The sequence below is a fragment of the Agromyces sp. Y575 genome, from assembly GCF_059445445.1.
The window spans coordinates 807912-829270 of record NZ_JCAIUI010000003.1 but is presented as its reverse complement, the minus strand read 5'-3'; the positions used below and the strand labels follow the sequence as shown (position 1 = coordinate 829270).

21 protein-coding genes are annotated in these 21359 nt (G+C 68.0%); 5 read left to right on the top strand and 16 right to left on the bottom strand.

The annotated features are described in order from the left end of the window. A partial coding sequence (locus AC1C2U_RS15955) for a hypothetical protein (protein WP_495362738.1) occupies positions 1 to 361 on the top strand: 361 nt, incomplete at its 5' end. A gap of 72 nt (positions 362 to 433) precedes the next feature. Here AC1C2U_RS15955 and tyrS read toward each other — a convergent pair. Further along, the gene (gene tyrS / locus AC1C2U_RS15950) at positions 434 to 1735 is read right to left on the bottom strand and encodes a tyrosine--tRNA ligase (RefSeq protein ID WP_495362737.1); all 1302 of its coding nucleotides are present in this window, start codon (positions 1733 to 1735) and stop codon (positions 434 to 436) included. Positions 1736 to 1969: 234 nt separating this feature from the next. Here tyrS and AC1C2U_RS15945 point away from each other — a divergent pair, with 234 nt between their 5' ends. After that, the gene (locus AC1C2U_RS15945) at positions 1970 to 2575 is read left to right on the top strand and encodes a DNA-binding protein (protein WP_495362736.1); all 606 of its coding nucleotides are present in this window, start codon (positions 1970 to 1972) and stop codon (positions 2573 to 2575) included. Then, positions 2572 to 3177, top strand: coding sequence for a hypothetical protein (locus AC1C2U_RS15940; RefSeq protein WP_495362735.1), 606 nt, complete (start codon positions 2572 to 2574; stop codon positions 3175 to 3177). Before AC1C2U_RS15945 ends, AC1C2U_RS15940 begins: the two co-directional genes overlap by 4 nt. 93 nt (positions 3178 to 3270) lie before the next feature. On the opposite strand, the gene AC1C2U_RS15935 is transcribed toward AC1C2U_RS15940, so the two are convergent. From AC1C2U_RS15935 to AC1C2U_RS15895, 9 genes are all read right to left on the bottom strand, one after another. Continuing rightward, positions 3271 to 3888 (bottom strand): DNA-3-methyladenine glycosylase, encoded by a 618-nt coding sequence (locus AC1C2U_RS15935; RefSeq protein WP_495362762.1) that lies wholly within the window; start codon positions 3886 to 3888, stop codon positions 3271 to 3273. Then, positions 3885 to 5348, bottom strand: coding sequence for an argininosuccinate lyase (argH, locus tag AC1C2U_RS15930; RefSeq protein ID WP_495362734.1), 1464 nt, complete (start codon positions 5346 to 5348; stop codon positions 3885 to 3887). Before argH ends, AC1C2U_RS15935 begins: the two co-directional genes overlap by 4 nt. Further along, positions 5348 to 6277 (bottom strand): ornithine carbamoyltransferase, encoded by a 930-nt coding sequence (gene argF / locus AC1C2U_RS15925; RefSeq protein ID WP_495362733.1) that lies wholly within the window; start codon positions 6275 to 6277, stop codon positions 5348 to 5350. The genes argH and argF overlap by 1 nt, the downstream gene beginning before the upstream one ends. Positions 6278 to 6316: 39 nt before the next feature. Further along, the gene (locus tag AC1C2U_RS15920) at positions 6317 to 7516 is read right to left on the bottom strand and encodes an acetylornithine transaminase (protein ID WP_495362732.1); all 1200 of its coding nucleotides are present in this window, start codon (positions 7514 to 7516) and stop codon (positions 6317 to 6319) included. After that, entirely contained in the window at positions 7513 to 8415 is a 903-nt protein-coding gene (gene argB / locus AC1C2U_RS15915) for an acetylglutamate kinase (protein WP_495362731.1), read from the bottom strand. The genes AC1C2U_RS15920 and argB overlap by 4 nt, the downstream gene beginning before the upstream one ends. Before the next feature lie 2 nt (positions 8416 to 8417). Further along, on the bottom strand, positions 8418 to 9569 hold the full coding sequence (argJ, locus tag AC1C2U_RS15910) for a bifunctional glutamate N-acetyltransferase/amino-acid acetyltransferase ArgJ (RefSeq protein WP_495362730.1): 1152 nt from the start codon (positions 9567 to 9569) through the stop codon (positions 8418 to 8420). Continuing rightward, positions 9566 to 10609 carry an N-acetyl-gamma-glutamyl-phosphate reductase gene (gene argC / locus AC1C2U_RS15905; protein WP_495362729.1) on the bottom strand — a complete coding sequence of 348 codons (1044 nt, stop codon included), beginning with the start codon at positions 10607 to 10609 and terminating at the stop codon, positions 9566 to 9568. Before argC ends, argJ begins: the two co-directional genes overlap by 4 nt. Positions 10610 to 10787: 178 nt before the next feature. After that, positions 10788 to 11483, bottom strand: a complete 696-nt coding sequence (locus AC1C2U_RS15900; RefSeq protein WP_495362728.1) for a response regulator — start codon at positions 11481 to 11483, stop codon at positions 10788 to 10790. Then, positions 11480 to 12724, bottom strand: a complete 1245-nt coding sequence (locus AC1C2U_RS15895) for a sensor histidine kinase (RefSeq protein ID WP_495362727.1) — start codon at positions 12722 to 12724, stop codon at positions 11480 to 11482. Before AC1C2U_RS15895 ends, AC1C2U_RS15900 begins: the two co-directional genes overlap by 4 nt. A 150-nt stretch (positions 12725 to 12874) precedes the next feature. On the opposite strand from AC1C2U_RS15895, the gene AC1C2U_RS15890 reads away from it, so the two are divergent. Together AC1C2U_RS15890 and AC1C2U_RS15885 are read left to right on the top strand one after the other, a co-directional pair. Beyond that, positions 12875 to 13534: a hypothetical protein gene (locus AC1C2U_RS15890; protein ID WP_495362726.1), complete on the top strand. Its 660-nt coding sequence runs from the start codon at positions 12875 to 12877 to the stop codon at positions 13532 to 13534. A gap of 93 nt (positions 13535 to 13627) precedes the next feature. Next, positions 13628 to 14620, top strand: a complete 993-nt coding sequence (locus AC1C2U_RS15885; RefSeq protein ID WP_495362725.1) for an NAD-dependent epimerase/dehydratase family protein — start codon at positions 13628 to 13630, stop codon at positions 14618 to 14620. Here the strand turns inward: AC1C2U_RS15885 and AC1C2U_RS15880 are convergent. The 6 genes from AC1C2U_RS15880 to AC1C2U_RS15855 all read right to left on the bottom strand — a co-directional run bounded on the left by AC1C2U_RS15880 (position 14608) and on the right by AC1C2U_RS15855 (position 21359). Continuing rightward, a complete protein-coding gene (locus AC1C2U_RS15880) occupies positions 14608 to 15231 on the bottom strand; it encodes a uridine kinase family protein (protein WP_495362724.1) in 624 nt (207 codons plus the stop codon). The genes AC1C2U_RS15885 and AC1C2U_RS15880 overlap by 13 nt on opposite strands. After that, positions 15228 to 17753, bottom strand: coding sequence for a phenylalanine--tRNA ligase subunit beta (gene pheT, locus AC1C2U_RS15875; RefSeq protein WP_495362723.1), 2526 nt, complete (start codon positions 17751 to 17753; stop codon positions 15228 to 15230). The genes AC1C2U_RS15880 and pheT overlap by 4 nt, the downstream gene beginning before the upstream one ends. A gap of 1 nt (position 17754) precedes the next feature. Then, complete coding sequence (gene pheS / locus AC1C2U_RS15870; protein ID WP_495362722.1) at positions 17755 to 18795, bottom strand: phenylalanine--tRNA ligase subunit alpha; 1041 nt, start codon at positions 18793 to 18795, stop codon at positions 17755 to 17757. Between the two features lie 61 nt (positions 18796 to 18856). Continuing rightward, the gene (locus AC1C2U_RS15865; protein WP_495362721.1) at positions 18857 to 19780 is read right to left on the bottom strand and encodes an amino acid ABC transporter permease; all 924 of its coding nucleotides are present in this window, start codon (positions 19778 to 19780) and stop codon (positions 18857 to 18859) included. After that, positions 19777 to 20424, bottom strand: coding sequence for an amino acid ABC transporter permease (locus tag AC1C2U_RS15860; protein WP_495362720.1), 648 nt, complete (start codon positions 20422 to 20424; stop codon positions 19777 to 19779). The genes AC1C2U_RS15865 and AC1C2U_RS15860 overlap by 4 nt, the downstream gene beginning before the upstream one ends. A 68-nt stretch (positions 20425 to 20492) precedes the next feature. Then, positions 20493 to 21359 (bottom strand): glutamate ABC transporter substrate-binding protein, encoded by an 867-nt coding sequence (locus AC1C2U_RS15855; RefSeq protein WP_495362719.1) that lies wholly within the window; start codon positions 21357 to 21359, stop codon positions 20493 to 20495.

The following is a 21359-nucleotide window of genomic DNA, read 5'->3' as shown; positions in this document are numbered from 1 at the left end:
CCCACCGATCCGAAAACCGGATGGGGTTCAAAAATTGGCATTGAACATAGTGCACGCTGTTGAGTTCTCAAGGAACGGACGCACCCGGTGCTCGAACCTGATCGGATCGAACTGCCGGAGCTTTTCGTTCTCATTCGGGCATCCTGAAAAGGACGGAACCGAACGCTTCAAACACACGAAGAAGAAGTCTTCATGGTTTGGGATCTTCGTGCCACTTGAGGAGGATGAGCTGGACGTTTCTCAGCACTTGGCTGATCGACTCTGCCGCTCTTCCGCTCCTGTGGGGCAACGAGTGATTACATTACGTGGATTCCGGGGGGCGTGCAACTTCTGGGCGCATCCCGGGCGTGTCGCGTGTTGAGCCGCGGAAACAGAAGGGCTCCGGGCACTCACCGAAGTGAGCGACCGGAGCCCTGGACGTCGTCGTGAACGACTACTCGACGAAGATTCCCGCGAGCGTCTTCTTGCCACGGCGGAGGACCGCCATGCCGCCGGCAGCGACGCGACCATCGAGGGTTGCCGCCTCGTCGTCGATGCGCACATTGTCGAGCGACACTCCCCCCTGTGCGATCGCGCGCCGGCCCTCACTCTGGCTCGAGACCAGGCCGGTGTCGACGAGGAGCTGCACGATCGGGGCATCCGCTGCACTCGTGGTGTTCGGCAGCTCGCGCAAGGCGGCCTCGAGTGTCGCGGGATCGAGAGTGGCGAGGTCGCCTTGACCGAACAAGGCACGCGACGCAGCGATGACGGCCGCCGTGGCATCCGTACCGTGCACCAGTGTGGTCACCTCGGTGGCGAGCACCCGTTGCGCCTCTCGCCTGAACGGCTCGGTTTCAACGAGCTGCTCGAGCTCATCGATGCGCTCCCGGCTGAGGAACGTGAATATCTTCAGCCGTGAGATGACATCGGCATCGTCGGTATTGAGCCAGAACTGGTAGAACGCGTACGGGCTGCACATCGCGGCATCCAGCCAGATCGCGTTGCCTTCGCTCTTGCCGAACTTCGTGCCGTCGCTATTGGTGACCAGCGGCGTGCCGATCGCATGCGTGCTCGCGCCCTCGACCCGGTGAATGAGATCGGTGCCGCTCGTGAGGTTGCCCCACTGGTCGCTGCCGCCCGTCTGCAGCACACACCCGTACTGGCGGTAGAGCTCAAGGTAGTCGAACCCTTGCAGGATCTGGTAACTGAACTCGGTGTAGCTGATGCCGGCATCGGAGTTGAGCCGCGAGGCGACGGCGTCTTTCTTCAACATCGTTCCGACTCGGTAGTGCTTGCCGATGTCACGGAGGAAGTCGATTGCGGAGAGACCGCCGGTCCAGTCGAGGTTGTTCACGAGCCGAACAGGGTTCTCGCCCTCGGCGGAGAGGAACCTCGAAACCTGGCCCTGCAGGTATCCGACCCACTCGGCGACGGTCTCCTTCGTGTTCAGCGTGCGCTCGGCCGAGGGCCTCGGATCGCCGATCAGGCCCGTCGAACCGCCGACGAGGCCGAGCGGCTTGTGGCCGGCCAGCTGGAGGCGTCGCATCACGAGGAGCTGCACGAGGTTGCCCAGGTGCAGGCTCGGCGCAGTGGGATCGAACCCGCAGTAATACGTGATCGGCTCGCCCGCGAGGAGGTCTTTCAGCGCAGCCTGATCGGTCGAGACGTGCACGAGGCCACGCCAGACGAGCTCCTCCCAGACGTCTGCGAAGGAGGCGTCGTTCTGCTGGGTACTGAGGATCACGGGGTCTGACACTCCGTCAGGGTATCAGCGGGGCGATTAGGTTCGACCTCTAACCGTCGATCGATTAAGGCTTTATGCTTACATCAACCTCAATGAAGGAACCAAGGTGAAGGCAGGTCGCCTCCCGTCTCACGTTGGGGTTCTGACCTTCCCATCCGAACACGCCGCGGCCGCAGCCATGCGCTGACTATTAACGTTGTACGCTTATGCAGACATCGATGAAGGATTCAAGGTGAAGGAGATACCATGATCGTCGTCACCGCCGACCAGGTCGCCAGTCGTACGAACGCCGATCTGGCGGGTGTGGAACGCGACAGAATCCAGCGCGATCATGGCGATCGGCTCCGGCTCCCCGTCGCTCGCAACGCGGGAGACGAGATACAGCTGCTCACGAGTGACGCTCGGACCGTGGTCGACGTCGTCTTCGAACTCACCCGGAACGCCGCCTGGAGCGTCGGCGTGGGATGCGGTGCTGTGCGCGAGCCACTGCCCGCCGATATCCGGGAAGCGAGCGGCGAGGCCTTCTTCGCCGCGAGAGACGCAGTCGAGCGGGCCAAGAAGAGCTCGCCCCGGCTCGCGATCGAGGCGGCCCACGATGATGCCGCGCACGTCGAGGCGATCTTCAAGCTCGCACTCATCCTGCGCGAACGGCGTTCCGATCAGGGCTGGGAGGTCTACGACCGCATCGTCGCCGGCGCTCTCCAATCCGACATCGCCGAAGAGCTCGGGGTGAGTGCGCCGGCGATCAGCTCACGCGTGAAGTCGGCGAATATTCGAGCCGAGCTCGATGCCGTGCCGGCGCTCGCTAGGCTGCTTGAGAATCTGGATGCCGCGACGGGAGCCCGCACATGAATCACCTCGTCGTCATCGCCGACGCCATCACCTGGTCCGCCCTGCTGATCGCCATGGTCGCGGCCGCCGCGCTGTCGGTGCTGGCATACCTTCGACCGCGCCGTGCCTACATCTGGTTCGCCGCGGGCACGCTCGCGGTCGCGCTGCTCGCCGCAGCCTCTGCGACCGGCCCAGCGCAATTCGGGCTCTCGCCGCTGATCACCGTGCTCGGACTCACCATCGCGGTCTTCGGCGGCAGCCCGGCCGCTGCCACGGCGCTCGACCTCGCCATGGGCGGCACCGTCGCACCCGGCCTGCACGGCGGCATCATCGTCGCCGACAAGCGATCAGCCGACGAAGAGCACCGCGGCGTGCAGTCCAGCAGCCGACGCGAGGTGCTGCGCGGAGGACTCACCATCGGTGTGCTCGAGCGCGTCGCCTCGGCGGGAGCGATCATCGCCGGTTTCCCCGAGGCGCTCGCCATCGTCGTCGCGGTCAAAGGCGTCGGCCGTTTCACCGAGCTCGAGGCACCCGAGGCGCGCGAGCGATTCATCATCGGTACCTTCGCGAGCCTCATCTGGGCATGCGCGGCGGCCTTCGTCGTGCACCTCGCCGTGCGCTGACGAGCATGACGAGATGCGGATGCCGCAACTCGGTCGTTCGGCCAGCGAGAACGTACCTGCTTCCGGCGACGAGTGACCGCTCCCCGTCGAACGTCACTCCGCGGCGAGCTTGTGACGCCGATACGGCGAGACACCCTCGTCACCAGGCAGCCAGAATCGCCACGGATACTCCGATCCGCCGCCCGCGCCGCCGACTCCCGTGCGCGGGCCGCTCGCGTGATGGAGCGGAACGCTCGGCACTCGCAGTGTGAACGGCGCCGCGAGCAGGTCGCTGCCGCCGGCGTCGAGCGGAACTCCCAGTGCCTTCGAGAGCCGGCCAGGACCCCTTGCGAGGTCGCGATCACTCACGCCTGGGCGACGGCGTCTGGCGATCTCGAGACCTTCGACCACCGTCGCGCCGCGCATGAGCACACCCGATGAGCTGCCCACGGGTCGGGCCACGACGTTCAGACAGACGTGCATGCCGTAGCTGAAATACGCGTAGAGGTGTGCGGGCGCACCGAACATCACCTCATTGCGCGGGGTTCGGCTCCGGAACGCGTGCGAGCCCGGGTCTTCACCGACACCTCGGTACGCCTCGAGTTCGGAGAGCCGGATCGCGACCCGACCGTCGGGCGCGTCGTACGCCAAGACCGCGCCGAGGAGGAGCGGCGCGAGTGCCACGGGATCCTGTTCGAAGAACTCCCGTGCCTGTGTGACGAGCTCGCTCAGCTCCGCGCCTCCGGAAGACCCGCTACGAGATGGCGCACGCGGTCGGCGAGCCGCGCGAACTGCTCGGCGACGCGCACAGGGGCGGTGCCGCCGATGCCGTCACGACTCGCGACCGAGCCCTCGACTGTGAGCACCTCCCGCACATCGGGAGTCAGGTGCGGCGAGATCGCCGCAAGGGCGTCGTCGTCGACCGCGTCGAGCTCGAGGGCGTGCTCCTCTGCGTAGCGTACGAGCGCACCGGTGATCTCGTGCGCATCGCGGAACGGCACCCGCCGCTTCACGAGCCACTCCGCGACATCCGTTGCCAGTGAGAAGCCAACCGGCGCCTGCTCTGCCATGCGCTCGACATGGAAGGTGAGCGTCGCGACCATGCCGGTGAATGCCGGCAGCAGCACCTCGAGCGTCTCGACCGAGTCGAAGACCGGCTCCTTGTCCTCCTGCAGGTCGCGGTTGTAGGCGAGCGGCAGCGCCTTCAGCGTCGCGAGGAGGCCGGTGAGGTTGCCGATGAGGCGGCCCGACTTGCCGCGCGCGAGCTCGGCGATGTCGGGGTTCTTCTTCTGCGGCATGATCGACGAGCCCGTCGAGTAGCCGTCGTCGAGGGTGACGAAGCCGAACTCGCGCGTGTTCCAGAGGATGATCTCTTCGGCGAAGCGCGAGAGGTCGATGCCGATCATCGCCGTGATGAAGGCGAACTCGGCGACGACGTCGCGGCTCGCGGTGCCGTCGATCGAGTTCTCAGCAGGGGCGGCGAGTCCCAGGTCACGGGCGACGGATGCCGCGTCGAGACCGAGTGTCGAACCGGCGAGCGCTCCCCCGCCGTACGGCGAGACATCCACTCGCTTCGTCCAGTCGACGAGTCGATCGAGATCGCGCGAGAGCGCCCAGGCGTGCGCGAGCAGGTGGTGCGCGAGCAGCACAGGTTGCGCATGCTGCAGGTGCGTGCGCCCCGGCATGATCGCGGTGCGGTGCGTGTCGGCCTGGGCCGCCAGCGCGTCGATCAGGTGCACGAGGTCGCGCCCGATCGTTGCGGCGTGGTCTTTCAGGTAGAGGCGCACGAGCGTCGCGATCTGGTCGTTGCGGCTGCGACCGGCGCGGAGCTTGCCGCCGAGTTCGGGGCCGACGATGTCGATCAGTGCGGTCTCGAGCGCGCCGTGCACGTCTTCATCGGCGTCACCGGCGACGATCTCACCCGAGACGACCCGGGCCTCGAGCGTGTCGAGCCCAGCGAGCATCGCGTCGAGCTCATCGGGCGAGAGGTATCCCGCAGCGGCGAGAGCCCGGGCGTGCGCTCGGGAGCCGGCGATGTCGTAGCCGGCAAGCTGCCAATCGAAATGCGTCGACTTCGAGAGGCGCGCGAGCTCGGGCGACGGCCCGGTGGCGAATCGTGCGCCCCAAAGCGAACCCTCGTTCGTGCCGTGGGCGTCGTCGTTCGCGCCCGGTGCGTCGTTCGTGTTGGTCATCATGCACCCTTCCTCGCGAGCAGCCAGACGAGCAACGCCTTCTGCGCATGCAGCCGGTTCTCCGCTTCGTCCCAGATGATCGATTGCGGGCCGTCGATGACGTCGGCGGTCACTTCGTACCCTCGGTCGGCGGGCAGGCAGTGCAGGAAGACGGCGTCGGATGCCGCGGTCGACATGAGTTCGTCGTCGACCTGGTACTCCCCGAACGTCGCGACGCGATGCGCCTTCTCTTCCTCTTTGCCCATCGACACCCAGGTGTCGGTGACGACGACGTCGGCGCCGGTCACGGACTCCCGCGCGTCGGTGAGCACCGCGACCGATCCACCGGTGGTCGCGGCGATGCGTTCGGCGTCTGCGACGACGGATGCCTCGGGGGCGAACTCTGCGGGCGCGGCGACGCGCACGTGCATGCCGGCCGTCGCACCCGCGAGCAGGTAGGACTGCGCCATGTTGCTGCGACCGTCACCGAGGAACGTCACCGTGAGTCCGGCGAGCCTGCCCTTGTGCTCACGGATCGTGAGCAGATCGGCGAGCAGCTGACACGGGTGGAAGTCGTCCGACAGGGCATTGACGACCGGAACGGTCGTGCCGGCCGCCATCTCTTCGAGGCCCGCCTGCGCATAGGTGCGCCAGACGATGGCCGACACCATGCGCTCGAGCACTCGCGCGGTGTCCGACGGAGTCTCCTTGCCGCCGAGCTGGCTGTTGGCGGTGGAGATGATGAGCGGCGAACCGCCGAGATCGGCGATGCCGACCGCGAACGAGACGCGGGTGCGCGTCGACGACTTGTCGAAGATCACCGCGACCGTCTGGGGCCCGGCGAGCGGTGTCTGCGACCAGCGGTCGGCTTTCAACTGCTCGGCGAGGTCGAGGATCTCGGTCTGCTCGGCGTGAGTGAGGTCGTCGTCGCGGAGGAAGTGGCGGGTCATGGTGAGGTGTCGTCCGTTTCGTGAGTGGAGTCGGTGAGGTCAGTGCGCATGAGCTTCGCCGAGTGCGCTGGTGAGGGCGCGCGTGAATCGCACCTCGAACTCGGCGATCTCGGCGTCGCCGATGATGAGCGGCGGCGTGATGCGGATGGTGTGGTCATTGGCGGCGTTCACGATGAGACCTTCGCGCATCGCCTCGGCGACCACGTGGCCGGCGAGCGGTTCGGTGAGGGCGACGCCGATCAGGAGGCCGCGCCCACGCGTGCCGGCGACGAGCGGCGAACCGATCGCCTCGATGCGCTTGCGCAGCTGCGGGCCGCGCACGGCGGCGTTCTCGACGAGACCCGCGCGCTCGATCTCGCCGAGCACGGCGTTGGAGACCGCGGTTGCGAGCGGGTTGCCGCCGAACGTCGACCCGTGCTGGCCCTTCTGGTACAGCGCGGATGCGCTGCCGAAGGTCACGAGCCCGCCGATCGGCATGCCGCCGCCGATGCCCTTCGCGACGGTGATCGCGTCGGGCGTGATGCCGGAGTGCTGGAAGCCGAACCATTCGCCCGTGCGCCCGGCCCCCGTCTGGATCTCGTCGACGATGAGCAGCGCTCCGTGCCGATGAGTCAGCTCGCGAGCGGCCTGCAAGAAGCCCTCGGGCAGCTCGACGACCCCGGCTTCGCCCTGGATGGGCTCGACGAAGACGGCGGCGACCACGTCGTCGACGGATGCCTCGAGCGCCTCGAGCGTCGCTGGGATGTGTTCCACTCCCCCGACCATCGGCTCGAACGGCGCCCGCATGTGCGGCTTACCGGTGAGTGCGAGCGAGCCCATCGTGCGGCCGTGGAAGGCGTCGACGAGGGCCAGGATGCGCGTGCGCGCCCCGCCCGAGTTGTTGAGCCTCGCGAGCTTGAACGCCGCCTCGTTGGCCTCCGCGCCCGAGTTGCCGAACCAGGCGCGCCCCTGGGGCTCTGCGCCGGCCAGCCGCACGAGCCGTTCGGCGAGCTCGAGGGCCGGTTCGGTCGTGAAGTAGTTCGACACGTGTGCGAGCTTCGACGCCTGCGCGGTCACGGCCTCGATGAACACGGGATGCGCGTGCCCGAGCGAGTTCACGGCGATGCCGGCGAGGAAGTCGAGGTACGTCGTGCCCGCGGCATCCGTCACCCAAGCGCCCATGCCGTGCTCGAGCTTCGCGAGGGGCATGCCGATCGAGCCCATCATGCGCTGGTCGAAGCGCTGCTGCCAGTCGCTCATGCCGCGACCACCTCTGTGCCGATGCCCGACTGCGTGAAGACCTCGAGCAGGATCGAGTGCGGTACCCGGCCGTCGATGATGGCCGCCTTCGGCACACCGCCCTCGACGGCTTCAAGGCACGCGGACATCTTCGGGATCATTCCCGACTCGAGGTTCGGCAGCAGGTCGATGAGCGCAGGCGAGTCGATGACCGAGACGAGCGAATCGCGATTCGGCCAGTCGCGGTAGAGGCCGGCGACATCGGTGAGGATGACGAGCTTCGCGGCGCCGAGGGCGACAGCGAGCGCTGCGGCGGCCGAGTCGGCGTTCACGTTGAGCGACTGGCCGGTGACGTCGCCGTCGGGCGCGATCGAGGAGACCACCGGAATACGCTCGGCGGCGAGTTCGGCGAGCACCGCGGCGGGATCGACCGCGACGACGTCGCCGACGAGACCGAGATCGACCTCTTCGCCATCGACGAGCACACCGCGGCGACGGCCCGTGAAGAGCCCCGCGTCTTCACCCGAGAGGCCCGAGGCGAGCGGTCCGTGCTCGTTGATGAGCGAGACGAGCTCGCGGTTCACCTGGCCGGAGAGCACCATGCGAACGACGTCCATCGTCTCGGGCGTCGTGACCCGGTAGCCGCCGCGGAACTCGCTCGGGATGCCGAGGCGCTCGAGCATCGCCGAGATCTGCGGCCCGCCGCCGTGCACGACGACGGGCTTGATGCCCGCGTAGCGCAGGTAGACCATGTCTTCGGCGAACGCGCGCTGCAGTTCGGGGCTCACCATGGCGTTGCCACCGAACTTCACCACGATCGTCTCGCCATGGAACCGCTTCAGCCAGGGCAGTGAGTCGATGAGCACCTGCGCTTTCGCCGCAGCGTCGTTCGTATCGTCTGGTTCTGTGTCGTCGCTCATGCTCAACTCGCGTAGGCGCTGTTCTCATGCACATAGTCGTGCGTGAGATCGTTCGTGAAGATGGTGGCGGATGCCTCGCCGGCGTGCAGCTCGATGAGCACGTGCGTGGCCCGCGGCGTGAGGTCGACCTGGTCGCGCGGCGCGTCGGGGCGACCCGCATGGCAGACCCGGACCCCGTTCATCGAGACGTCGACGAGGTACGGATCGAACGGTGCGCTCGTGGTGCCGATCGCCGCCAGCACCCGGCCCCAGTTCGGGTCGTTGCCGAAGATCGCCGCCTTGAAGAGGTTGTTGCGGGCCACCGAACGACCGACCTCGACGGCGTCGTCTTCGGTCTCGGCGCCGACCACCTCGATCGCGATGTCATGGCTCGCGCCCTCGGCGTCGGCCAGAAGCTGCAGAGCCAGGTCGCTGCACGCCTCGGTGAGCGCCACGGTGAAGTCGGCGAGGTCGGGCGCGACGCCGGATGCCCCGGAGGCGAGCAACGACACCTGGTCGTTCGTCGACATGCATCCGTCGGAGTCGAGCCGGTCGAAGGTCACGCGAGTCGCGGCGCGGAGCGCGGAATCGAGGTCTGACGCCGGCAGCGAGGCATCCGTCGTGACGACCACCAGCATCGTCGCGAGACCGGGCGCGAGCATGCCGGCGCCCTTCGCGATGCCGCCGATCGACCAACCGTCACCCTCGACGACGACCTGCTTCGGCTTCGTGTCGGTCGTCATGATGGCTCGAGCCGCGTCGTCGCCGCCGTCGGCGGAGAGCCGGGCGATCGCCGACAGCACACCCTCTTCGAGGATCTCGCCGTCGAGCTGGTCGCCGATGAGCCCGGTGGAGCAGACGAGCACGTCACCGGCGGCGACCCCGAGCCCGGAGGCCGCAGCTTCGGCCGTGCGGTGCGTGACCTGGAACCCCTCGGGCCCGGTGAAGCAGTTCGCGCCGCCCGAGTTCAGCACGATCGCCGAGACGATGCCGTCGGCCGCGACCTGCTTCGACCAGATGATCGGGTTGGCCTGCGCGCGGTTCGCGGTGAACACGACCGCCGCCTCTTGCGCCGGGCCTCGGTTCACGACGAGCGCGAGGTCGAGCGCTCCGGTGCGCTTGATGCCGGCGGCGACGCCTGCAGCTTCGAACCCCTGGGGGTGTGTGACGGTCACGGGGCGACTCCGTTGACGGGAAGACCGCTCGACTCGGTGAGACCGAGTGCGATGTTCGCGGACTGGATGGCGGCACCCGCGGTGCCCTTCACGAGGTTGTCGACGGCGGCGATCACGACGATGCGGCCCGCGTTCTCGTCGATCTGGAGACCGAGCAGGGCGGTGTTCGCGCCCAGCACGTCGCCGGTGCGCGGAAACTGGCCCGCCGGGAGCAACTGCACGAACCGTTCGCCCGCGTAGGCGTCTTCCCACGCGGCACGCACCGTCGCAGCATCCGTGCCGGGCACGATCTTCGCCGTGGAGGTCGCGAGGATGCCCCGCGCCATCGGCACGATCACCGGAGTGAACGAGATCGTGGGATGCGCCCCACCCGCCCAGCGCAGCGCCTGCTGGATCTCGGGGATGTGACGATGCACGCCGCCGACCGAGTACGGGTTCGCCGAGCCCAGGATCTCGGCACCGAGCAGGTGCGCCTTCAAGCTCTTGCCGGCGCCCGAGGGCCCGACCGCGAGTACCGAGACGAGGTCGGCCGCCTCGACGACGCCGGCGCGGATGCCGGGTGCGAGCGACAACGCCACCGTCGCGGCGTTGCAGCCCGGCGCGGCGATGCGCTTCGTCCTCGCGAGCCGGTCACGCTGGGTACCCGACAGCCGCGGCAGCTCGGGCACCCCGTAGGTCCAGGCACCGTGGAAGTCACCGCCGTAGAACTGCGCCCAGTCCGACTTGCTCTCGAGCCGGTGATCGGCACCGCAATCGATGACGAGCGTCTCAGCCGGCAACTCGGCGGCGATCGCACCGGATGCCCCGTGCGGAAGCGCGAGGAAGACGATGTCATGACCGGCGAGCGTCTCGGCGGTCGTCTCTTTCAAGGTGAGATGCGTGTAGCTGCGCAGGTGCGGCTGCACCGCGATGAGCGGTTGGCCTGCGTTGGAGTGCGCGGTCACGGTGCGCACATCGAAGTCGGGATGATCGGCGAGGAGGCGAAGGATCTCGCCTCCGGCATAGCCGGACGCGCCGGAAACGGCGACGGAGAACGTCATGATTCCACCTTAAAGGGCGAAGCGGTCGAGGGATGGCTCCGGCGACACCTGCTGACGGCTGCGCTGCCGCGTGCGGGGTCGCCTAGAGTCGGCGCTCGCCACGACGTCGGCTGCGCACCACGACGACACGCGAAACGCGTGCGGAGGCGGCGAACCGAGCGGTGGACATGGTGCGACCCTACCGGGCGGCGCGTGGGCCGCGCAAACCGAGGGCGCGGCCCTGCTCGTGCGCGTGGCGGGCGAGCAGGGCCGCTTGCACTCGCGAGTCGAGCCCGAGCTTGCCGAGCACTCGCGACACGTGCGTCTTCGCTGTCGCCTCGGTGATCACAAGGCGATCGGCGATCTCGACGTTCGAAAGACCCAGGGCGAGCGCGTCGAACACCTCCCGCTCTCGGGCCGTGAGCTTGTCGAGCCGAGCGGATGCCTCGGGGAACGGACTCCCGAGCGAATCGGCCTCGACCCTCCGCAAGCGGTCGAGCACCATGCCCGTGACCTCGGGAGCAAGGACCGAGTCGCCGGCGGCGATGCGCCGGACGGCCGCGATGAGCTCGTCGGCGGTGGCGGTCTTCACGAGGAATCCGGCCGCCCCCGCGGCGAGCGCGGCGGTCACGATGTCGTCGAGTCCGAACGTCGTGAGCACGAGAACGCGGGCATCGTGGCGCGCGACGATCTGCCTCGTTGCAGCAACACCGTCGAGCACGGGCATCTGCACGTCCATGAGCACGACGTCGAAACTCGACTGTTCGAGTCGATGCATCGCCTCACGCCCGTTGCCCGCCTCCCCGTCGACCACAATGTCATCGGCCGTCGCGAGAAGAGCACCCAGCCCCGCGCGTACCGCTGCGTGGTCGTCGACGATGAGCACCCGGATCATCGGGCAGCTCCGGTCTGCGCGTTCTCGTCGGCCGGCTCGCCTCGACCGAGCGGAAGTTCGGCGCGGAGCCTCCACCGTCCGTCCGCGAGCCCCGCCTCAGCGTGCCCGCCGAGAAGCCGGGCGCGCTCGACGATGCCGATCAGGCCGTGGCCCCCCGCGATCGGTGGCAGCGCGTCGGAATCCGAGCCGGCGGGGTTCGAGAGCTCGATGCGCAGCAGATCGGACTCGACGACGATGACCTGTACTTCGACGGCCCGGCCGGGAGCGTGCTTGGCGGCGTTCACGAGTCCCTCGGCGACGATGCGATACCCCGCGACCGAAACGGCTGTCCGCAACTGGGCGATGGCCACGGCGTCCGACTCCACCTCGATCGTCGCGCCCGACGACCGTGCACGCGCGACGAGGTCGCCGAGCTCGGCGAGCGTCGCTGGAGCTGCGAAGGAGTCTCCGTCGCTCCGGAGCACATCGATCATCGACCGCAACTCGGCGAGCGCCTCGAGGCTCGATGCCCGGATCGCCTCGAGGCCGCTCGCCGTCGCCGAACGCTCGCGCCGCGCGGTCGCGAGTGCCGCCTCGCTCTGCATGGCGATGGCGACGACGTGGCCGGCGAGGAGGTCGTGCAACTCGAGCCCGATTCCCATGCGCTCGGCGGCGAGCGCGCCGCGGCGCTCTGATTCCGCGGCGCGTTCGACGGCCGCAGCCCGCTCGCGTTCGGACGCGGCCTCGAGCCGGGGAACGCGCACCGCGCGCCCCCACCACAGGACGAGCCCGAGGGCCATCGGCACCCAGAGCACTCTCGCGAACTCCTCGGGGGGTCCGCCCGGCAGCGCGAGCGCGAGCGCGAGCAGTGCGAACACAGCCGCCCCGTTCGCCGCGTACATCATCACGTCGACCCCGCGTGACGAGGAGGTGAGGGCGACGACGTAGAACAGGTCGACCACGATGATCAGGGCGCCGATCGGGCTGGCGCCGGTGATGACCCCGAACGCGAACAGCACCGCCGTGGAGATGAGCGCGACCGCAAGTGGAGCCCGGTACCGAACGACGTGCAGCGCGGCGATCACGAGGACGACGACGACATCGAGCACCGCATCGAGATCGGACGAGAGCTCGATGGGCGCCTCGACCCAGGAGACGCGCAAGCCCGCCGCCAGCAGCACGAGGGCGAGCGCGAGGTAGACGACCGTCATGGCGAGCGTCGAGTGGCGCGCGAGGAGCGGGCGGAGGCGTTGGGAAGCCATCCCTCCATGCAAGCAGCTTGAGAGGGCCCCCGCGACCCCACTCCGGCTGAGCCAGACGGGCCGACCGTCATTCGAAGTGTGTACACGTCGACCTCGATGACACCGATTTCGGTCGACGCGCGCCTTCGGATCACGGGCAAGGCTCGAAGCATGGATCATCTTCTCGACGACGGCCGACTCAGCCCTCTCATCTTCGCGATCCTCGGAGTGGAGGTCGTCTTCTGGCTCCTCCTCTTCGGCGGACTCGCGACTCGCTACCTTCTGCGCCGTGAGCTGGCGAGCCGCGTCATCCTCCTCTGCGTCCCGCTCGCCGATCTCCTGCTCATCGCACTCACCGCGGTCGACCTCGCCGGCGGGGGCGAACCCGGCGTCGCCCACGCGCTCGCGGCGATCTACCTCGGATTCACCGTCGGGTTCGGTCACTCGATCATCGCGGCGACCGACCGATGGTTCGCCTTCCGATTCGCCGGTGGCCCGCCCCCCGAAACCCCGGTGAAGAGCGGACCCGCGTATATCCGGCGCATGTGGCGGGAATGGCTGCGAGTGCTCGTCGCGTGGGCGATCGCGCTCCCGTGCCTGCTCCTCATGGCCGCTCTCGCGGGAGCCGGGGTTCCGACGAGTTTCGAGGACATCTGGTCTGACCAGCTCTGGGCGATGGCCGCACGACTCACCGTCATCGCGGGGCTCTGGCTCGCGTTCGGTCCCGTCTACGCAATGCTGTTCCGATGGAAGCGGCACGAACCGCACACCGTCGCGGACGAGGCCGAGAACGAATCGCACGAAGCGGTGACGGGCACTCGCCGGCCATGATCAGCATCCGCCCGCCCGATGTCAGCACGAGATCTCGCGGCCTAGGCTCGACACGACGGTGCCGCGACCACCGCGGCCGTCGAGGAGGAGACCATGGCTCTGCGCGTGCTGTTCATCGGCGGCAATGGCGTCATCAGCTCGGCGGCGAGTGCTCGCGTCGTCGATCGAGGCGACGAGCTCACGCTTCTCAACCGAGGCACGAGCCGCCAGCGTGCGCCGATCCGCGGGGCACGTCAGCTCATCGGAGACGCCGGGGACGTGGCATCCATCGCGACCGCGATCGGTGACGAGGAGTTCGACGTCGTCGCGAACTTCCGCTCCTTCTTCCCGGCGCAGCTCGCACGCGATATCGAGCTCTTCGATGGGCGGTGCGCGCAGTACGTCTACATCTCGTCGGCCTCGGCGTACCAGAAGCCCGTCGCCCGCCTACCGATCACCGAGTCCACCCCGCTGCGCAATCCGTTCTGGCAGTACTCCCGCGACAAGATCGCGAGCGAAGACCTGCTCGTCGCTGCCTACCGCGAGCGCGGGTTCCCGGCGACGATCATCCGGCCCTCGCACACCTACGATCGCACGAGCATTCCGCTCCTCGGCGGCTGGACCGCGATCGATCGGATGCGCCGAGGCGCCCCGGTCGTCGTGCACGGCGACGGCACGAGCCTCTGGACCCTCACCCACACGGAGGACTTCGCCGTCGCGTTCACCGGGCTGCTGGGCAACGATCGCGCGGTCGGTGAGGCGTTCCAGATCACCTCTGACGAGGTGCTCACCTGGAACCAGATCTTCGCGCTGCTCGCACGAGCTGCCGGCGCAGGCGCCGAGTTCAACCCGGTGCACGTCGCGAGCGACGTGCTGGCACGAGAACTGCCCGAGCACGGCCCAGGTCTTCTGGGCGACAAGTCGCACTCGGTCATCTTCGACAACGCGAAGGTGAAGGCGCTCGTGCCCGAGTACCGCGCGACCGTGCCATTCTGGCGCGGAGCTCAGGAGATCGTCGACTGGTATGACGCGGATGCCTCGCGGCGCGTGGTCGACCAACAGCTGGATGCCGCATTCGACCGCATCGCAGCGCGCTACGGCGCCTGATCGATGATCGCCGCAGCTTGCTGCTCCGGTTCGTAGCGGATGTCAGCGAGCTCGCGCGGCGCGAATGCAGCGTCGAAGTCACGCTCGTTCGGCACCCAGACATCGCGCCAGAGCGCGTCGTGATCGCTGCCGGCAGCCTGATCTCGGGCCATGCCGCGTCGAGTCGCCTCGTCGAGCCCGACATCCACCCAGACCCGCAGATCGAGACAATCGTCGAGGTCGGGATGGAACAGGCCGATGGCGTCGACGACGAGCACCTCGGCCGGCGCGAGTTCCTCCGCCGTGCCGAGCTTCCGTGCCGACCAGTCGTAGCGCCGGAAAACTGCCTGCCGACCGGACGCGTACGGCTCGAGCACCTCGGCGCGCATCCTTGCACGTTCGACGCCGTCCCAGTCGCGCGACCGCTGATGCGAGCGAACCGGGTCGAGGAAGTCGTCACCGCGCAGTCGCACCGCACCGTGGACGCGCTCGACGAGTGCCCGGGCAAGCGTCGACTTGCCCGAGCCGCCGAAACCGGAGACGCCGACGATGAACGGCCGCCCTCCGTGATCGGCCACCGCAGACCTGATGATCGTCACGACGTCGTTCACCGAATGCGCCTGGGTGGTCATTCCCGGATGGCTGCCCCGAAGCGCTCACGCGCGAGCGCTGCACCCGCGAGCTTCGCTTCGCTCGCCTCGGCGGCGGTCAGCGTGCGGTCGTCCGCGCGGAACCTGAGCGCGAAAGTCAGGCTCTTCGAGCCTGTCGGCACGCCCTGGCCGCGATAGTCGTCGATGAGCGAAAGCTGCTCGAGCAGCTCTCCCGCACCTTCGCGAACTGCCGCGGCGACCTCGGCGGCGGGCACCTCGATCGGAGCGATGAGCGAGAGATCCTGCGTCGCCGCCGGAAGCGTGCCGATCGTGTGCGCTTCCACGGTCGGCTCCGTCAGTGCGATGACGGCGTCGAGGTCGAGCTCGACGACGGCCACGACACGGGGAAGATCCGCTTCATCGGCGAGAACCGGCAGCAGCTCGCCTGCGAAGCCCACGGTCGTGCCGTTCACGCGGAGCTCGGCGGTGCGACCCGGGTGCAGCGCCCGATGCCGACCCTGCACGAACTCGATGCGAGCGCCCGTCGCAAGCTCGACCGCGCGAACGAGGTCGAGCGCGTCGGCGATGCCGGCTGGCACCGCTGGCTGGCCAGGCTGCTTCGACACGACATCGCCGATGATGAGCGCACCCAGGTGGCGGGGCTGCGGCGGGATGCCGGCGTCGAGAGCCGCGAGCACGTCGTCACTCGGTCTGGCGTTGCCGACCGGAAGTTCGGCAGAGCCGTAGACACGACCCGGCTCGGGCAGGAACACCGTGCCGATCTCGAACAGGTCGAGGTCGGTGAGTCCGCGCGAGAGGTTGCGACGGGCGGCGCCGATGAGGCCCGGCAGCACCGAACGGCGAAGGAACGGCGCGGTCTGGTCGAGCGCATTCGCGATGCGAACGGATGCCACGGGCGAGCCGTCGGCGCTGCCGAACACGGCATTGTCTTCGGCCGACACGAACGGGAACGAGAGTACCTCGGTCGAGCCTGCCGCGGCGAGCGTGTCTGCGGTGCGACGGCGGAGCCGCTGCGAACGGGTGAGGCCACGACCGGGCGGGGCGACGGGCAGCACAGACGGGATGCGGTCGTACCCGATGAGTCGGGCGACCTCTTCCGCGAGTTCTTCGCGGCCCGTGAGGTCGGGGCGCCACGCGGGAGGCACGACCGAGAAGCCGCCGTCGACGGAGGTGATGCCGCCGCCGATCTCTGCGAGCGCGTCGTGCACCTCTTCGTTGGAGTACTCGACACCGATGATCGCCGAGACGAAGCCATGCGGCAGGAAGATCGGCGTTCGCGGCGGGGTGGTCTGGATCAGGGACCCGCCGTCATCGGCGGTGCCGCCGGCGAGGTCGACCATGAGCTGGGCGACCCTCGACACTGCGGCAGCCGCGATCTCGGGGTCCACGCCGCGCTCGTAGCGTTTGGCCGCTTCACTCGGCAACTTGTGACGGCGTGCGGTGCGGGCGATCGACACCGGGTCCCAGTTCGCCGCCTCGACGAGCACATTGCGCGTCGAGTCACCCATCTCGGTCTCGGCACCGCCCATGACGCCGCCGAGCCCGATCGGGCCGCGGTCGTCGGTGACGACGAGGTCTTCGATGTGGAGTGTGCGCTCCTTGCCGTCGAGCGTCGTGAACTTCTCCCCCGCCGTCGCACGTCGCACGACGATGCCGCCGCGGAGCTGGTCGAGGTCGTAGCCGTGGATCGGCTGGCCGAGTTCGAGCATGACGTAGTTGGTGATGTCGACGAGCACCGAGATCGAGCGGATGCCGGCGAGCTTCAGCCGTGCGATCATCCATGCCGGCGTCGGGCGGCTCGGGTCGACACCGCGCACGATGCGCGTGGCGAAGACCGAGGAGCCGAGCCTGCCGCGGATCGGTGCAGCGTCGTCGATCACGACGGAGAACGCGTCGGCCGAGACATCCGTCGCCGTGACCTGCTCGACGGGGTCGCGGAACCGCGCGCCCGTCGCGTGGGCGTACTCGCGCGCGACGCCGCGGATCGAGAACGCGTAGCCGCGGTCGGGAGTGACGTTGATCTCGATGGCGGCGTCGTCGAGGCCGAGCAACGCGATCGCGTCGGTACCGACTGGCGCATCGATGCCGAGCGTCGACAAGCGCAGGATGCCGTCGTGGTCTTCGCCGAGCCCGAGCTCGCGCGCCGAGGCGATCATGCCGTCGGAGACATGTCCGTAGGTCTTGCGCGCCGCGATCGGGAACGGACCGGGCAGTACGGCACCCGGAAGCGTCACCACGACCTTGTCGCCGACGAAGAAGTTGCGGGCACCGCAGACGATGCCGTGTACGGCGTCGCCGCCGTCGGCCGCGGGCTCGCCCTCAGGGGCGACGCGCACCTGGCACCAGCGGATGGTCTTGCCGTTCGTCTGCGGTTCCTCGACGAACTCGAGCACTTCGCCGACGACGATCGGACCCTCGAGGTCGAACGTGTGCACGTCCTCCTCTTCGAGGCCGACCTTCACGAGGGCGGCATGCACGTCTTCGGGCGTCGTGCCCGGTACGAGTTCGACGTACTCGGCGAGCCAACTGAGCGGCACCCTCATTTCAGACCACCATTCCGAACTGCTTGGAGAAACGGATGTCTCCCTCGACCATTTCACGCATGTCCTGCACGTCGTTGCGAAGCATGAGCCCGCGCTCGATGCCCATGCCGAACGCGAACCCGGTGTACACCTCAGGGTCGATGCCGGCGGCCTTCAGCACGTTGGGGTGCATCATGCCGCAGCCGCCCCACTCGATCCAGCGCGGCCCGTCTTTGAAGGTCGGGTGCCAGAAGTCGAGCTCGGCGGAGGGCTCGGTGAACGGGAAGTAGCTCGGGCGCAGGCGGATCTTCGCCTCGTCGCCGAAGATCGACTTCACGAAGTGGTCGAGGGTGCCCTTGAGGTGCGCCATCGTGAGGCCCTTGTCGACGGCGACGCCCTCGAACTGCATGAAGACCGGCAGGTGGGTCGCGTCGAACTCATCGGTGCGGTAGACGCGACCCGGGGCGAGCACGTAGAGCGGCAGATCGCGATCGAGCATCGATCGGATCTGCACCGGGCTCGTGTGCGTGCGCAGCACGAGGTGCGCCTCGGGCGGGTCGACGAAGAAGGTGTCCTGCATCGCGCGCGCCGGGTGATCGGCGTCGAAGTTCAGCGCGTCGAAGTTGAACCACTCGCTCTCGACCTCGGGGCCTTCGGCGATCTCCCAGCCCATGCCGGTGAACACGTCGCAGACGCGGTCTTGCAGCAGGGTCAGCGGATGCCGCGCGCCCGGCCGGTATCGTGACGCGAGCGCCGTGACATCCACCGTCTCGGCCTCGAGTTGCGCGACAGCTTCGGCCTCGAGGATCTCGGCCTCACGTGCAGCGAACGCCTGACTCACCCGGCCGCGGGCGCCGCCGACGAGCTTGCCCAGCGCGGCCTTCTGATCGTTCGGCACGTTGCGCAGCTGCGCGTTGAGCAGTGCGAGGGCGGACTTCTCCCCGGTGTGCTCGGTGCGGACCTGCTTCAGCGCGGCGGAGTCGCCGGCCGATGCGATCGCCGCGAGGGCTGCATCGACCGCCGTCTGGACGGCGTTCTCGGTGATTTCACGGGGCTCGGACACGAGAAACGAGTCTAGTCGTCCTCGGTCGCTAGCTCAGTTGCTCGGATGGACGCGAACCGGTTCAGAAATTGCCGGGCGTGTACGACTGCTTCGCCGCGGCCGTCGCCTGCGCGACGAGCATCGCCTGGTTCGGGTCATCGGGGTTCAGCCGCTTGCCGCTCGACTTCGACGCCGTACGCCGCGACAGCCAGCGTGCGAACCACGAGAGTGAGAGGTTCATGATCAGGTAGAGCACGAGCGTCACGACGAAGAGCGAGAACAGGTAACGGTTGCCGTAGAAGCTGCCGAGGTTGTTCATGTTCACACGCAGCAGCTCGCTGTAGCCGACGATGAATCCGAGCGAGGTGTCTTTCAGGAGCACGACGAGCTGGGCGACGATGATCGGGAGCATCTGTCGGAACGCCTGCGGGAATTCCACGAGCATCTTCGACTGCAGCGGCCGCATGCCGAGGCTGAGCCCGGCTTCGCGCTGTCCGCGCGGAAGTGCGACCAGGCCCGCGCGCAGCGCTTCACCGATGATCGCGCCGTTGTAGAGGCTGAGCGCCGCCACCACTGCCCAGAACGAACCGGTGTTCAGCACGAGCAGGATGAACAGCATCATGAGCAGCACCGGCATGCCGCGGAGGAACTCGAGCACGACCGTGGTCGGAACGCGGATCCAAGCGTGCTCCGAGCTGCGCAGCAGCGAGAACAAGACGCCGATCGTGACCGCGAAGACCGCCGCGGTGAGTGCGGCGCGCAAGGTACCGGCCACACCCTCGAAGATGATGAACTGCCAGACCTCCGGGTCGGCGAAGATGTTCCAGCGACTCGCGTCGAAGAAGCCTGGAAGCGTGATGCCCCCGCTGTCGCGCGGCTGGGCGAGCGTCCATACGATCCAGCCGATTCCGGCGAGGATCAGAATGCCGGCGATGATCGAGGAGATCAACGACAGACGGCGCGCCTTGGGCCCCGGAGCGTCGAAGAGAACCGATGAGTTGCTCATCGCTGCACCACCCACTTGCGTTCGAGTCGAGCCGCGAGCACGCCGAGCGGGATCGTGATCACGAGGTACAGCGTCGCAGCCCCGAGCAGAATGGCGATGACGGCATTGCCGTTCGCATTCGCGATATCACGGGTCGCGGCGAAGAGTTCGAAGACGAAGAAGCCGCCGGCGACCGAAGTGTTCTTCGTCAGAGCGATGAAGACGTTGATGAGCGGCGGAATCGTCATGCGGAACGCCTGTGGCATGATCACGAGGCTGACCGTCTGACCGAACCCGAGCCCCACGCTGCGTGCGGCCTCGGCTTGGCCGAGCGGCACGCCGTTGATGCCCGAGCGGAGGGCTTCGGCCACGAACGGCGAGGTGTAGACGGCGAGGCCGATCATCGCGGCAGTGACGTAGTCGAGCCGCGAGCCGAGGTAGGGCAGGATGATCGCGCAGAAGAAGAGCACGAGCGTGAGCGGCGTGTTGCGCACGAGCTCGGTGTAGACGGTTGCGAAGCCGCGCAGCGACCCGACGGGCGAGATGCGCATCGCCGCGATGATCGTGCCGAGGATGAGCGCCGAGATACCGCTCACCACGAGGAGCAACAGGGTCATCCTGAAGCCCTCGAAGTAGGTCGGCAGGTTCTCGATGACGGCGTCCACGAGTCTCCGTTCCGGTCAGTAGGGATGGGACGCGTCCCGGGCGATGCTCGCCCGGGACGCGTGTCGAATCAGTAGCGGTCGACAGCCGGCGGCTCGACGAACGGCAGCACGGTTCCGGCGGTGGAGTTCCACGCCTCCTCGTAACGGCCGTCTTCGTAGGCCTCTTCGAGCACGTCGTTGATCCAGTCGCGGAACTCGGTGTCGTCGAGGGCGAGGCCGATGCCGTAGGGCTCGTCGGTGAACGGCGTGCCGACGACCTTGAACTCGCCCTCGTTCTGGGCGGCGAGGCCCGCGAGGATCACGTTGTCGGTCGACACTGCGACGACCTGGCCGCTGCGGAGCGGCTCGAGGCAGTTGCTGTAGGTGTCGGTCTCGATGACCTCGGCGCCGAGCTCCTTCAGGTTCGCTGCCGGCGTCGAGCCGGTGACGGAGCAGACGGGCTGGCCGACGAGGTCTTCTTCGCTCTCGATGTCGTCGTTGTCGGCGAGCACGAGGATCGACTGACCTGCCGTGTAGTACGGGCCCGCGAAGGAGACGACCTCTTTGCGCTTGTCGTTGATCGTGTACGTCGCCACGACGATGTCGACCTGACCGTTCTCGATGAACGGCTCACGGTTAGCGGAGACCGTTTCGACCCACTCGATGTTCTCTTCATCGATGCCGAGTTCGCTCGCGATGATCTTGCCGATCTCGACATCGAAGCCCTCGGGATCGCCCGACGGCCCCTTGAGCCCGAAGAGCGGCTGGTCGAATTTGGTGCCGATCGTGATCTTGCCCGCCTCGGAGAGTTCCGCCATCGTCGTGCCGGCCTCGAACGTGGGCGCAGGCTCTGCCGACGTCTCCTCAGCCGTGTCGCCTCCGCTGCCGGCGCAGCCGGCGAGCGCGAGCGCCGACACCGCGGCTGCCGCGACGAGTGCCATTCTCATGCGTTTCAT